13 protein-coding genes and 2 pseudogenes are annotated in these 13,310 nt (G+C 69.0%); 9 read left to right on the top strand and 6 right to left on the bottom strand.

Annotation, left to right across the window (positions count from 1 at the left end; all coding sequences use genetic code 11):
* Nucleotides 1-124 precede the first annotated feature (124 nt).
* Nucleotides 125-580 (bottom strand): hypothetical protein, encoded by a 456-nt coding sequence (locus ACWCQS_RS45735; RefSeq protein WP_451009959.1) that lies wholly within the window; start codon nucleotides 578-580, stop codon nucleotides 125-127.
* A 572-nt stretch (nucleotides 581-1,152) separates the two neighbouring features.
* On the opposite strand from ACWCQS_RS45735, the gene ACWCQS_RS45730 reads away from it, so the two are divergent.
* From ACWCQS_RS45730 to ACWCQS_RS45705, 6 genes and pseudogenes are all read left to right on the top strand, one after another.
* A complete protein-coding gene (locus ACWCQS_RS45730) occupies nucleotides 1,153-1,353 on the top strand; it encodes a hypothetical protein (protein ID WP_451009958.1) in 201 nt (66 codons plus the stop codon).
* Between the two features lie 822 nt (nucleotides 1,354-2,175).
* Nucleotides 2,176-2,592 carry a hypothetical protein gene (locus ACWCQS_RS45725; protein ID WP_451009957.1) on the top strand — a complete coding sequence of 139 codons (417 nt, stop codon included), beginning with the start codon at nucleotides 2,176-2,178 and terminating at the stop codon, nucleotides 2,590-2,592.
* A gap of 173 nt (nucleotides 2,593-2,765) precedes the next feature.
* Nucleotides 2,766-2,969, top strand: a pseudogene (locus ACWCQS_RS45720) (GNAT family N-acetyltransferase); the annotation flags it as partial.
* A gap of 135 nt (nucleotides 2,970-3,104) precedes the next feature.
* Nucleotides 3,105-3,425 carry a hypothetical protein gene (locus tag ACWCQS_RS45715; protein WP_451009956.1) on the top strand — a complete coding sequence of 107 codons (321 nt, stop codon included), beginning with the start codon at nucleotides 3,105-3,107 and terminating at the stop codon, nucleotides 3,423-3,425.
* 420 nt (nucleotides 3,426-3,845) lie between these two features.
* A complete protein-coding gene (locus ACWCQS_RS45710) occupies nucleotides 3,846-4,211 on the top strand; it encodes a hypothetical protein (protein WP_451009955.1) in 366 nt (121 codons plus the stop codon).
* A gap of 259 nt (nucleotides 4,212-4,470) precedes the next feature.
* A complete protein-coding gene (locus ACWCQS_RS45705; protein ID WP_451009954.1) occupies nucleotides 4,471-4,671 on the top strand; it encodes a hypothetical protein in 201 nt (66 codons plus the stop codon).
* Nucleotides 4,672-4,704: 33 nt separating this feature from the next.
* On the opposite strand, the gene ACWCQS_RS45700 is transcribed toward ACWCQS_RS45705, so the two are convergent.
* Entirely contained in the window at nucleotides 4,705-4,956 is a 252-nt protein-coding gene (locus ACWCQS_RS45700) for a hypothetical protein (protein ID WP_451009953.1), read from the bottom strand.
* Nucleotides 4,957-5,033: 77 nt separating this feature from the next.
* On the opposite strand from ACWCQS_RS45700, the pseudogene ACWCQS_RS45695 reads away from it, so the two are divergent.
* Nucleotides 5,034-5,874 (top strand): annotated as a pseudogene (locus ACWCQS_RS45695) (IS5 family transposase); the annotation flags it as partial.
* A 45-nt stretch (nucleotides 5,875-5,919) separates the two neighbouring features.
* Here ACWCQS_RS45695 and ACWCQS_RS45690 read toward each other — a convergent pair.
* The 3 genes from ACWCQS_RS45690 to ACWCQS_RS45680 form a co-directional block, all read right to left on the bottom strand.
* The gene (locus ACWCQS_RS45690) at nucleotides 5,920-6,351 is read right to left on the bottom strand and encodes a hypothetical protein (protein WP_451009952.1); all 432 of its coding nucleotides are present in this window, start codon (nucleotides 6,349-6,351) and stop codon (nucleotides 5,920-5,922) included.
* 167 nt (nucleotides 6,352-6,518) lie between these two features.
* Nucleotides 6,519-7,241, bottom strand: a complete 723-nt coding sequence (locus ACWCQS_RS45685) for an LmeA family phospholipid-binding protein (RefSeq protein ID WP_451009951.1) — start codon at nucleotides 7,239-7,241, stop codon at nucleotides 6,519-6,521.
* A gap of 32 nt (nucleotides 7,242-7,273) precedes the next feature.
* Nucleotides 7,274-9,478: an MMPL family transporter gene (locus ACWCQS_RS45680; RefSeq protein ID WP_451009950.1), complete on the bottom strand. Its 2,205-nt coding sequence runs from the start codon at nucleotides 9,476-9,478 to the stop codon at nucleotides 7,274-7,276.
* A 232-nt stretch (nucleotides 9,479-9,710) separates the two neighbouring features.
* On the opposite strand from ACWCQS_RS45680, the gene ACWCQS_RS45675 reads away from it, so the two are divergent.
* Nucleotides 9,711-10,334 (top strand): TetR/AcrR family transcriptional regulator, encoded by a 624-nt coding sequence (locus ACWCQS_RS45675; protein ID WP_451009949.1) that lies wholly within the window; start codon nucleotides 9,711-9,713, stop codon nucleotides 10,332-10,334.
* Nucleotides 10,335-10,937: 603 nt separating this feature from the next.
* On the opposite strand, the gene ACWCQS_RS45670 is transcribed toward ACWCQS_RS45675, so the two are convergent.
* The gene (locus tag ACWCQS_RS45670) at nucleotides 10,938-11,855 is read right to left on the bottom strand and encodes an alpha/beta fold hydrolase (protein WP_451009961.1); all 918 of its coding nucleotides are present in this window, start codon (nucleotides 11,853-11,855) and stop codon (nucleotides 10,938-10,940) included.
* 423 nt (nucleotides 11,856-12,278) lie between these two features.
* On the opposite strand from ACWCQS_RS45670, the gene ACWCQS_RS45665 reads away from it, so the two are divergent.
* Nucleotides 12,279-12,515 (top strand): NUDIX domain-containing protein, encoded by a 237-nt coding sequence (locus ACWCQS_RS45665; RefSeq protein ID WP_451009960.1) that lies wholly within the window; start codon nucleotides 12,279-12,281, stop codon nucleotides 12,513-12,515.
* Nucleotides 12,516-13,310 lie beyond the last annotated feature (795 nt).

The following is a 13,310-nucleotide window of genomic DNA, read 5'->3' as shown; positions in this document are numbered from 1 at the left end:
GAACAGCGTCCACAACTCATCCGGCACCAACCGCTCAATCAGACCCGTCATGCACCGCTCAACGAACGATCACGCCAAAGGAAACGACCTCTAAGGTGCTGTTGGTTCCTCTTGCGGCCGAGTGTCACGAGGCAGAACGACGTCGGCGGAGCCAGGCCATAGCCAGCATTCCCAGAACCATCAGCAAACCGCCGGCCGCGATCACGATGTGCTTCCCACTCAGCAGGCCGGCGCTCCAGCCTGCAGCCGCACTGTCACGCGGAACAGGGGGAATAGTGCCCGCGGGAGCGCGCGTCTCCTGCTCGCCCTGGCCGTTTTGACGGGGGTCCCCTTTCTGGGGCAACAAGGAGCCGGACGAACCACTCCCGTCAGCAGTTGTGCCGCCATGTGGACCAGCACGGTCCCCGCGGTCACCGCCGTCCTCGTCATCGATGCAGTGGGCTGCGGGGAAGGGAAAGGCTCGCTCGTGGCGGTCGAATGCTTTCACCACGAAGAGTGGGTGCACCCTGAAGAAGTCGCGAATCTCAAATTCATACTGGTTGTCGGTCTGGGTGGGATAATTCACGTCCATATACGTCAAGACAGTAAAACTGTCCCACGGTGCCGTCGGCGACGAGGAGGATCCCGAAGCCCCTTGGAGGACGACAGCCTCCGGCCCACGCCGGCCATCAGTCAGAATGGCCCTCAGGTTATTGTCGATGAGCACGACACTGCGCTGGCTGTAGCAGTCACGCCAGGGATTATGGTGACCATGATCCCCGTCCCCTCTATGGAGCCACAGGGAGCCGGACGCGTGCCGTGCAGACGCCTGCGCAGCGACACCGGCCGACGCAGACACGAGGGCGATAGCCGCACCCGCCAGCGGCGCTGCAACCCAAGGACGAAGATTCATCCGTTGACCTCCGTGGGTGGCGGACGCAGGCGACCACCTGTTGGGCGACACATCCGAATCTCAGAAGAAGTTAAGAGAAATCAACTCGCCATCATGGACATCCTTGGGGAGCCGTACTCCTTCTCACTCAACCGCAGCAGTCTCGGCGGGAGAAGTAGGTGGTGGGCGGCTTCAGCCGGGTGACCGCCGCAGGGACGGCCGGCCTGTGGGGCGCCTCCTCGCCGAGGGCAGGGCATGATGGATCACCGAAGGACGCCGGAATGGTGCGCGAGGCCAGTACGGTGACCGCGCCCGGCCAGCTGCGCCGCGTGGAGATCAACCACCATGGCTTCGACAGCGAGACACATCGCCGGGGCATCGTCGTCAATGCCGACACCGCCCAGAGGGTCGTACGGATCTTCTCCACGCTCTTCGAGTGGGTTCCCATCAGCCGGGCGCGCGCTGGAGGAGTAGAGCGGTGACAACACCGCCAGCCTGGCCAACGGCAACACGGCCGCATTCAACTGCAGTCGGCCCGACAGATCGACGCCCTGGCACGGGAGTGACCGCACGCCAACGGACGCGCCTCCGACATCGACGCGCCGGCTCTGGAAGGACCTGCGCTGCACCCTGCTGGAATCCTTCCGCGAAGCACAGACAGCGCACCGACGACAAGGGGAAGATACTCGAAGGCGAACTGTCCTGGCGGCCGTTCACGGCCCAGGGATGGGCGTGGCAGGACATCGACGTGCCCGACTACATGCACTTCGACACCGGCTGCCGGCAGGACCCTACGCGAGGTTGCCACCGACACCGTCCTCCCCGCCGACGCGGGGGTGTTCCGCATCCTTCGTTGAAGGCGGACAGCCTGCCGGTCCTCATCGTTCTCCAGGACATGCTTGAGCGCGCCGCGGGCGGCTGCTCGTTCAGAGGCGTCGATCCTGGCCCAGGACGGGTGGACGACGATCCGTTCCGCGAGGTCCCGTTCCCCCTGCCGCAGTGCGGCGACCTCCTCCTGTTCGGCATCCGACCAGCCGGGCGGGTCCGGGTACGCCGGGGTCGGCATCACTGTACGTCACGACGGGGTATTGGTTCGACGCGGGAACGGACTCCCCGTCTGCGGCTCACCGCTGTACGAGGTGCCTCCCCTGTCGCGTGGTTCCTCATCAGCCTGTGGCCTGGGATCCGGGCCGGACTGCGTACCGTGGCTTCTTGTTGAGCGGGATGCTTCCTGCACTGACATCGACCCCGTACGAGCCGCCGGAGCTCGCTTCCCGTACGGGCCGCACTGCGCGGTGGAGGCCGTGGCCGCGTCGGCTCCTGGGCCGGACGGTGTCCTGCCGGTGGCCCTGACCATCCACTCAGCAGGCGAGTTCCAGTCCCGGCCGGAGTTGGAGGCCGCACTGGGCATGAGCCGCCAAGCCGTCGCCGCGATCGTACAAGGACGAGGCCGCCCCGGGCGCCGGCTGCTGCCCCAGTACCCTCCAGGCGCCATCGTCGGCGTCGACCTGGGCCACCGGCATGTGGGAGTCGCCGTCGCCACCTTCGACCTGGCTGTACAGGCCGAGGAGCGGTTCGCGGTGGACGTCGACGGCCACCCCGACGCGGCCCTGAACCTACGCCAGGCCGGATCCGAAGATGTCGAGCCCGAGGACCTGGCGAGCGGAGCCTGGGTGGAGTGGCGGGAAGTCGGGCCCGACGTTTGGGCACCGCCCGGCTAGGGCCCCCATGTCTCTCGTGCCGCCGCGTGGCCGGGGGCTGGCGCGGCGACACGACCCGGCGGGCAACACCGGCGAGCGCACCCGGATCCCCGGCTGCATCCGCGCTGCCCATTCCGCCCTGACCCCGGACAGCGACCGCCCCAGCACTCGGCGAACCGGCCCACCAGGAACAGACCGCGCCCGTCCGGGAGCTGTGCCGACTGGCGGTGGCGCGACACGGGCTGCGCACACTGCGGGCGCCCACCTCCCCTAACAATGCCGCGCCCCAGAGGGTGCTGACCAAGGCCGTGTTCGCCCCGGTTGGCCCAGCAGACCCGACCGACCTCGGCGGTGAGCCGGGCACCTGGTATCAGCTCGACCTGGTGCTCCAGCCGTAGACCGTGATCTGGTGGGTAGACCTGCGGGAAGGCTGCGGCCACCGGTGATCACCGGTGGCCGCGCCCGTTCCGGAACCAGCCCCGAGCAAGATCAGGATCTGGGCCCGAGCACCAACTATGGAGTTGAATCGGCTGATGGACATGTCCTCCCGAGAGATCCGCATGCCCCTCAGCGAGGTCGTCGCGGTACTGCAGGACCTGAACGAGTTCGTCGTTTCCCTCGACCGACTCGGATCCCGCCAGGCATCCGGAACCGCCGACGAGTACACCGTCGGCAAATTCATCGCCGACTGGGATGTCGCTCGGCGATTGGCCCGCGCCCGACACGTCATCAGCGTCGCGCTGGATGCACAACTGAGCGAGGAAGACAACGCCGAAATCGACGCCCTGTGCGACCAGGGCCGCTTCTACGGCACGGACAGCGCCATCAGCCACTCCACTGACCAGTCCAGCTGAGACAGCAGCGCCTCGGACCGAACCAATCGAGGCGGGGATCAGTTCGGCCCGGGACCTGTTACCCGAGCAAGGCCACGATCTACAACCGGCTAGGCGCCCAGGTCGTTGCCTGTCAGGTGGACGGTGTACTCGACACCAGCCTGCTCTGCCTGGCGCGCCATTGCTGTGGCGTACTCGGTGCGTGCCTGCCGGTCTTCGTTCTTGTTGCTGATCCCGCCGCCCGGCCTGACCGGCTCGGCCGGCTCAACCCACAGGTTGCGCGCAGGTCCTTGGGCTCCCCGCCCAACTCCAGGAAAGACAGGTGGCCGTACAACTGTGCGGTGCGTTCCGAAGCTGCGTCTGAGGCTACATGACAAGACCAAGCACCTCGGACGGGCCATCTATGCTGGCCCACAGCAGACCAGGGGGAAGGGGCATCTGGTGGACTGGTTCTGGTGGGTTCTCATCATCTTCTGGACGGGTGGCTTCGCGTGGGCAGCCGACAACGTCCGCACCGCACTGCGCAATCGGCATGAGCGCAAATTGCAGTTGCTGGAGGCGGCGAAGCAGGAACGGTTGGCCATCGAAGCGGCGCACAAGCCGCCAGAGCCAGTGTGCGGATGCACGCACCATCTCGCCAAGCACGACAAGAAGGGCCAGTGCCACGAACGTGTCGAAGTGCCAACGGCCTGGGATGAGAACAAGAAGCCGCTGCGCTACGAGGCTGGCCAGTGCAACTGCCAGCAGTACGTGGGACCGCAACCTCTGTCGCACGTGTTCGCGGAAGACCTTACGGACCTCGCCTGACCAGGATGAGCAGGAACGGTGTTCCCCGACTGCGGCTGATTGTGGTATCGAGAGACAATGCGAGGCCGTAGTTGTGTCGCGGGTGCGGTGGTCCGCTGATGCCGTCGGCGAAGGCGATGGCGGCGCTCTGTTCGTCGGCCTGCCGCTCGCAGCACTGGCGCCGGCTGCGGCGGACGGGCGAGGACCGAGGTGATCCAGGCAGCCAGGACGGTGAATTGCCCCGAGTGCGGCGGCGCTGGACACAGAGTTCGCCGCAGTCGTGGCAGGCCAGCGCGGTGACGGCGGCCCCGGCGTCCCCCAGGGCGGTGATCGGCCGGACGGCCGCGCGGACGCCCTGGTGCCCTCGCCGGTCAGCAGACCCGGGGTGTCCTCGATCTCCCACAGCAGCCGGAACGTGGGTACGGCGGCCCGGCACGCGGGCCTCGGTATCGCCGCGACCGGAACCAAGGGCCCGGGGTAGGTCGGCCGACCGCTCGTACGATCTGCGGATGCGTCAGACGGCCTGCATCCGCTGACTGTTGACCAGATCCCGGTACGGCGAGCAGCAGTCCATCAGCGTCTGGTGAGTGCCGGCGTCGGTGAGGGTGCCGTTGGTCAGCATCACCACGTGGTCGGCATGCTGCACGGTGGTCAGTCCGTGGGCCACGACCATGACGGCTCGGGTGGCCGCCAGGTCATCGACGACCCGCCGGAATCGCTTCTCGTTGATGCTGTCCATCTGCGAGGTGGGCTCGTTCAGCAGCACGATGTCGGCGTCCGAGAGCAGGACCCATGCTAGCCGTGTAAGCAAAGTGGATCTTGAGCGATGAATGATCACGGTTCATGGGGCGGGGCGATCTCACGGACAAGCAGTGGGCGGCGCTGGAGCCGTCGTTGCCGAAGGGGACGAAGGCGGGACGGCCGCCCGTCTGGTCTCGGCGGCAGCTGATCAACGGCATGCGGTTCCGGGTCCGGACCGGTGTTCCGTGGCGAGACGTACCCGTTGATACCGGCCGTGGGGCAGGATCTACGACCTGGTCCGCCGGTGGCAGCGGGATGGCACCTGGCACCGGGTCCTCACCCGCCTGCAGTCCCTGGCCGACGCGAAGGGTGCGGTCACGTGGGACCTGAGCGTCGACTCCACGGTATGCCGTGCCCATCAGCGTGCGGCCGGGGCCCGAACACGGGGCGATCTGCAGAAAGAACCACCGGGCGGCGTGTTCGCCGAGCCTGGTGGTCACGGGCTGGGACGTTCACGCGGCGGGTTCACCACCAAGCTGCACCTGGCCGTCGAGCAAGGCCAGAAACCCATGTCAATCGTGGTGACGGCAGGCCAGCGTGGAGACTCGCCGCAGTTCGAACCCGTGCTGGAAAAGGTCCGCGTGCCCCGCATCGGGCTGGGCCGGCCATGTGTCCGCCCCGATCGCCTGCGGGCGGACAAGGCGCACGCTCCCGCAAGAACCGCGCCTACCTGCGCCGCCGTGGGATCCGCTGCAACATCCCCAACAAGGCCGACCAGGCACCGAACCGCCAGAAGCTCGGCTCCCGCGGCGGCCGACCGCCACGCTTCGATTCGGCCGACTGCCGCGAGCGTCACGCGGTCGAGTGCGGAATCAACCGCCTCAAGAGGCATCGCGCGGTTGCCACGCGCCACGACAAACTGGCGGTCCGCTACGAGGCGACGTCCTCATCGCGGCCATCAACGAGGGGCTGTGATCGGCACCCGTCGCTAGAGCTCGTAGTCCTGGGCCAGCTCCTCCCAGCGAATGCTGCGAAGCGCAAGGTTGGCGTCCTCGCCCGACGGGACATCCAAGCCCGTCTGGAACCAGACCACGATGAGCGCGGAACGGTGCAGCACCGGGTCGAGCTCAGGAGCGATCGCTGTCGAGCGGAAGGCACCGAGGCAGGCCACAGAAGGCAGCACCTCGACAGGGCCGAAGGCGCCGGCGGTCCGGTCCGGGTACTCACGGGAGGGCGGAATCAGATAGACCGGCGTGGAGGGAAACGCACGTTCAGCCTGCCGCTGGAGGCCGCTGACCTTCATGTCGTTGATGAGCTTGCACGGGTAGCCCTCCAACATCCCTCCGTAGGTCGAAGACATTCGCAGCTCGGTGAGCTCGATCGAACGGCCGGACAAGAGGGCTATGCGGCTCAGCGACATGACGACACCCTATGCGCACGAATCACTTCCGATACGCGGCCTAGAGCAAGGCGCTGCCGCTACCCACCAGACAGATCGTTTTCCCGTCGCAGGCCGGTGTGAGTTGCCGTTGACCGTCAGCGGCGGGCGCCCCGAGGTCGTCTCCCGGGCGGCCGCCGCTCGGACGGTCAGGCGGCTTTCCGGCCCGTGCTCGGTGTCGGTCCGGCGGCGATGGAGAAACCGAGGACGAGGCCGTCGCCGGCGGCGTGCGCCGAGGTGAGCGCGACGCCGTGGGGCAAGCCGGTGACGGCCACGGTCCTGGGCCGCAGTTCGTCGCGGAGCCCGGAGGCGGCCGGCAGGTCGGCGAGGTCGTCGACGGCCACACTCCGGCCGAGGACGTCCACCGTGGTGGGTGTGATGGTGAAGGCGTGCGCGGTCGTGGCCAGGGTCGCCCGCACGGTGACTGGCAGGCCCAGACGGCCGACGCTCCCTGCGAGGATCAGATGGCCGTCCTGGCCGTCGGCGGTCAGGCCGTTGCCCAGCGCGCCCAGGCGGCGGGTCACCTGGTCGTATCCCACGGTGGCGGTTGCGGTGCCGCCGGCGCTGTCGCCGTTCGTCGTGACGTCTTTCAGGCGGACGGTGACATCCAGCACGGCGTGCTGAGCGTGTACGCCTTTCGCCCGCACCTCGACGTCGCCGACCTCCCCGCCCAAAGTGCGCAGGCCTGCGAGGGGGGTGGTGAGGTCGGCGTGCACCGGGCCGTCCGGCTTCAGCCGGCGCTGCGCCTGGGCGACGACCCGCTCCTCGGTGCGGTGCTCGACCCAGAGGTCGGTCGCGCTGGTGAGCAGGGCCAGGGTCGCGGCGGTGGCGGCCCAGATGAGGCGGGTCTTTGGGCGGGGGTTCGGTCTCACGTGGTCACTGCTCCGGATCGGTCGGCGGGCGGTCAGGCGTGCAGGCGCGGGAGGACCCGGTCGAGCCGGCGGGGTATCCACCAGTTCGCCCGGCCGATGAGGAACATGGCGGACGGCACCAGGATCAGGCGCACCACGGTGGCGTCGACGATCACGCTGATCGCCAGCCCAAGGGCGAGCATCTTCACGACCACGGTCGGCGAGGTGGTGAAGGACAGGAACACCGCGGTCATGATGAAGGCGGCAGCGGAGATCACGCGCGCCGTCGCGGACAGCCCCTCCCCCACGGCGAGCCGGTTGTCGCCGGTGCGGTGCCAGGCCTCGGCGATCCGGGACAGCAGGAAGATCTCGTAGTCCATGGACAGTCCGAAGACGATCGCGAACATCATCATTGGCACGTACGACTCGATGGGCACCGGCTCCGAAAGCCCCAGCAGCGAGTCGCCCCAGCCCCACTGGAAGACCGCGACGAGCACGCCGTAGGACGCGGCCGTGGTGCACAGGTTGAGTACTACGGCCTTGAGCGGGATCACCAGGCTGCGGAAGACCGTCATCAGCAGCAGGAAGGCGAGGACCAGGACGATGCCGATGACGATGGGCAGCCGTTCGCCGACCGTGTCCCGGAAGTCGGCCTGGCCGGCCACGGTGCCGGTGAGGTAGGCCTTGGCGCCCGTGCCGTGCAGGGCCTTCGGCAGTGTCCGCCCGGAGAGGGCATCGAGCAGGTCGCCGGTGGCGGCGTCCTGCGGGCCGGTGGTCGGGGTGAGCGTGGTGACGAGGATCCTGCCGTCGGCGCTCGCCTTGAGAGGGGTGAAGGCGGCCACGCCGTGGGTGGTTCTCAGGGCCGTGGTCACGTCGCCCGTGATCCGGTCGACGGGCAACTTCGCGCCGCTCTCGTCGACGACGGTGACGATCGGGCCGTTCGCTCCTGCTCCGAAGCCCTGCCCGTCGGCGTGGGCAATCCAGTCGTAGGCGGTGCGGGTGCTGCTGCCGGGTCGGTCGGCACCGGCGTCGACGTGGCCCAGGCGCATCGACAGCAGCGGCAGGGAGCACACGCCGAGGACGGCGACGCCGACGACGAGGAATGTCCAGGGGCGCCGGGCGACGAGGTCCGCGTAGCGGTGGCGGCCGTCGCCGGCCCCCGTGCCCTCCGCGACCGGGCGGCGCAGCCCGAACCGGTCGATGCGCCTGCCCACCAGCCCCAGGGCCGCCGGTACGAGGGTGAGGGCGGCAGCGCCGGTGACGATGACGGCGAGGGTAGCCGCGAGGCCGATCTTGCCGATGAAGGTCAGCCCGCAGGCATAGAGGCTCAGCATGGCGACGGCCACGGTCACAGCGGCGACGAGGACGGCGCGTCCGCTGGTGCGCGCGGTGCGGGCCGCGGCGTCGGCGGGGTCGCGCCCGTCGATGAGGTCCTGGCGGAAGCGCGTCGTCAGGAACAGGGCGTAGTCGATGCCGACACCGAGGCCGATCATGCCGGCCAGGGTGGTGGCCGAGGTCGCGAAGGAGAGCATGGCGGCGACGATGCCCACGATGCCGAGGCCGACCCCGACGCCGATCAGCGCGGTGATCAGCGGCAGCAGCGCGGCGAGGACACTGCCGAAGACCAGCAGCAGGATGACGAGGGCGGTGACGACGCCTACGCCCTCGCTCAGCTTGTCGTCGGCCGGTGCACGGACCACCTGATCCAGATCCCCTCCGTAGGCGACGGCGAGCCCCGCCGCCCGGGCGGGGCCGGTCGCCTTGTCCAGTCGCCCGGTGTAGTCGTGGCCGAGGTTCTTCAGCTGCTCGTCGAAGGAGACGGCGGTGTATGCGGTGCGTCCGTCGGCGCTGGTGACGGGCGCGGAGACAGCAGTGACGTGCGGCAGACCCCGGAGGTCGGCCAGGGTCCGCTCGAGCGCGGAGTGCTGGTCGGCGATGGCGCCGGAGCTGGTGTGGAACACGACCTTGCCGCCCGGCCTGCCCGCCTCCGGCATCGAGGTGGCAAGGAGATCGGCGCCGGTGTGTGAGGCGGTGCCGGGCAGGCTGACTTGGTCGCTGAAGGTGGGCGCGGCGAGGTGCCGTCCGGCCAGGGCAGCGACGAGGACCAGCAGCCAGACGGCGATCACCGCTGCCGGGTGCCGGGCGCAGAAGCCGCCGAGGCGGCCGAGTCCGCGGCGGGCCGCGGCGAAGTCGGTCGCTGGCCGGGCGGCGGTGTGCGCCCCGCTCGGCGCGGGCGGGTGCTGCAGAGATCGGGCCACCGTGACCTCCAGAAGAAAGCGTCATGAGTGACACGAACTCTAGAGAAGAAGTGTCATGAATGACAATTGTCAGTGGTGTCATTTACTGGGCGACACTCTGACGGCGCCCAGGGAGTGCGTGCGCACCAGGGGCCGCACCGCTGGTGCGGCATGCGTCAGCCGCGAGGTGCCGACCGTGGGTGGCATGTGTGTCAATTGACAGTCGCGACACCTTGGCGGGAGGCTTCGGACCATGCCCAGTGAGCCCACCCCCGCCGGACTGCGCGAACGCAAGAAGGAAGAGACGCGGCGCCGCCTGCTGGAGGGGGCCGCGCACCTGTTCAAAGAACGCGGCTTCGAGGCCACAACGGTCGCGGACATCGCCGCATACGCGAACGTCTCCGCGCGCACCTTCTTCCGCTACTTCGAGAGCAAAGAGGCGCTGCTGCTCCCCGACGGCGTCGAGATCTTCGCTTACGTCGAGAACGCCCTGGCCCGGCGTCCCGCGGACGAGGACCCCCTGGACGCGGTCTGCAACGCCCTGCTGGAGGCGGCCGAGCCTTTCGCCGCCTCCACCCTGACCGCCCTCAGCCACCCGGTCCAAGGCATCGAGAACGTCGTCACAGCCCGACTCGTCCAGGCCTTCTCCGACTTCGAGGAACGGCTCACCGTCCTGGTCCAGCGCAGACTTCCGCCAGACACGCCGGACGCCGACCTCACGGCCGCGGTGATCGCCTGCGCCGCCCTGTCCGCGGTGCGCGCCGTACTGCGCACCCGCAGGGCGCGCCGGGCCTCCGGCCTCATGGACACGGGCCCAGCACCCCTGCTGCGAGCCTTCGGGATACTGCGCAAGATCGGCCACCCCGAACAGCCCTGACAGCGGGCAGGGAGCCGGCGGGAACGGCGCCGGCACGGCCCGGCAGTACGTCGGCCCGTCAAAACCCGGGGCCTCGTAGGCATCCGGAAGGCCGATCGTGGCAATGGCCTCCAGCGGGAAGCCGGCGCCCCACTTGGGCCGCCTAGAGCAGGTGGCCGTGATGACGCTCGCGCCACGTCAGCCTGCCCACGCCGAGCACGAGTACCTGCATCACTCCGAACCGCGCACCCGCCTTCACCGACCGGGTGTTCACCGGGTTGCTCCGAGGATGCCCCGGTCAAGGGATCCGAAACAGGCGCGCACAGATGCGGGACGGCATGAGGGCGGCGGTCGCGGCGGAACGCAAGCCGCAGTCTCTCCACTCAGGCCGGCGCGACAGGTCCCGTGCCAAGCGAAGGCAGCCTCCACATCGCCGAAGTCGTAGCTGTGACTGGCAGTCTGTGTGGCCGGCTGTGCGTTGAGCTCGTCGTCGAGGGAGTCGTTCGCGGCGTGTTGAGCTTCGCTCAGCTCGAGTCTGCGGAACAGGCCGCCATGACGGAAGTCGGCCATGCGCCCTGTCGCGCAGTTCGCGGAGCGCTATCGGATGCCGGCGTCTTGTCCGTGTCAGCGCCCCTGCGAGCGCAGCCGCTCTCGCCATTGCTCCGTGCGGTCGCTGGCCGCCGGCTCCGTCGTGGCGACGAAGTCCTCCAGAACGGAAAGGAAGCGTTGCGGATCTGTGTGGAACGGGAAGTGCCCCGCGCCCTCGAAGATCTCCAGACGGCTGCCGGGCATGGCGGCATGTGCCACCTTGGCGTGCAGGGCGGGCAGGACCTGGTCGCGCGAGCCCCACACCAGCAGGGTCGGCACACCTGCGACGAGGTGGCAGCGGTCGAGCATGGTCACTACTTGACCGCGCCAGTCGACCACAGCGCGCAGCGTGCGGATGAACGCCTCGCGGGAGGCCGTATCGGGGAGGGCATCCACCACACGCAAGAGATCCGGCGCGTCCACGCCGAGCCCTGTGCCAGACAGCTGCAGCAGCCGAATCGCGATGGCGGCCTGCGTCCGTACCGTCGGAAGCCGCAACGCGGCCAGAGCCAGCTGGGCCCCGGGCAGCGAGGCCAGGCGCAGCGCCGGAGTGACACCGCGTCCCACGCCCCCCGTGCTCACCAGTGCCAGCCGCTCGGTCCGGTCCGGGAACTGGTACGCGAACTGCATGGCCACACCGCCGCCGAGGGAGTGTCCGACCAGCGTCGCCCGATCGACGTCCAGCACTCCCAGCAGGTCCCGCATGCCGTTGGCGTACGCGGGCACCGAGTAGTCGCCGCGCGGCTTGTCGGAGCAACCGTGGCCCAGTAGGTCGGGGGCGATGACCGTGTGGTGCCGGGCCAGCTCGGGGAGCAGTTCGGCCCAGGTGTCCGACGAGTCCCCGATGCCGTGGATCAGCAGCAGGACCGGACCCTTGCCCGCCATGCGGAAGGCCCAGCGGTGACCGTGGATCACCTGGTACCGGCGTGCGAAGGGCTTGTGAATCGCACGCAACCGCGCGGACTCGCGACGCTGCGGAGGAAAGCTTGCCACAGCAGCTCCTCTCCAGGGCCGGCAGACGGCCCCTCGGCGGTTAACGTGCTCGTAACGCTCACGTGCTGGGGGAATCTAAATCGACAAGTCGATTTTCTGGAGTGGGCTACGTCACAGACCGCGCCGGTGAGGGCGGCACGAAGGATCCCCCAAACGCCGGTGCGACCTGGGACTTCGCATAGCCCGAAGGCGGCCGCGCCCCCCTCGACGTGAGGTACGCCACGGCGCTGACACCCAAAGCCGCAGCGCTTTCAGAAGCCTGGAAGTCCCCCGTAGACGGCAGAGCATCCTGTCGGCGGCGAAACCAGCAGTTCCCGGGCAGACAAGCCGACGCGCTCTGCGCCATGCTCCGCGTCGGCATCTTCCAGGCTCCCCAACACCTCCATCCAGGTTGACGAACCGCCCGGACGCTTCGGGAAGCGGCCGGCTGGGAGATGCGGGGGTGGCTGTTTCGGGACACGTGGGAAAGCGGGCTGCGCCGTATGGGCACTGCCCGGCGGGAGTGTCGAGCCTGGCGAAGCGGCGGAGCAGACGGCCGTGCGGGAAGCCCTGGAAGAAGCCGGGCTGACCGTTGGGGTCGTCGAGAAACTCGGAGAGCGCGTCCACCCCGACACTGGCTGATGCATCGCCCAGGCGAAGAGACCGAGGAGATCCAGAACCACGGTGCGAGCGCTGCCGGCGGCTCCGTCGTCGTGCATGCGCGGCTCTGCCAGCGTGCTCCCCAGCAGACGGCGCCGACGCGTCGCTGATACCCCCGCGCCCGGCACACGCCGACGTACCGGACGCGGGCAGGACTCCAGCCCGCTCCCCGACGGCGAATCGGGATCGGGAGCAAGGTCGTCCGCTGGAGCCGTGGTCGTCCCCGCCCCCGTCGGGGGCGACCACACCGGGCGGCCCAACGACGTCTTGGCGATCGCCTGTGGGTGGTGAGCCGCTGCAGCCGGGCGCGGACCCGGGCGGGGCGCAGTTGTTCGGTGTGTCGGCGAACACTCGCGAGCGGGTCAGCGTGACGGTGCTGGTGTTGAGAATTCCGCCACCGTCGCCGGACGTAGTGTGGTCCACCGCCGAGTCGGTCAGGGTCAGTGGGCCGCCGTTTGGGATGCCGCCGGCGGTCCCCGCGGGCGAGCCGTTGAATTCCGTGATGCTGTTGTTCACCTGCGACTGAGTCAGCTGCATAGTGCCGTGGTTGATGATGCCGCCGCCGACCACGGACGTGTTACCGCCCGCTGTGGAGTGGAACAGCGTCGCCGTGGCGCGGTTCGCGATGCCGCCGCACTCATCGGGCCCGTTGGGCCCGCCTACCGCGCAACGTAGATAGGAAGGGCCTTGACCCCGAATCTTGGACACGGGCTATGCGGCTGGTGTCAGCGTAGTTGGTGCTGTTCGGGAGGCGGTTTCGTAGGCGATCGGGCTGCG

This window comes from Streptomyces sp. NPDC002076 (assembly GCF_053593835.1).
This window is presented reverse-complemented; position numbering and strand designations above follow the sequence as displayed.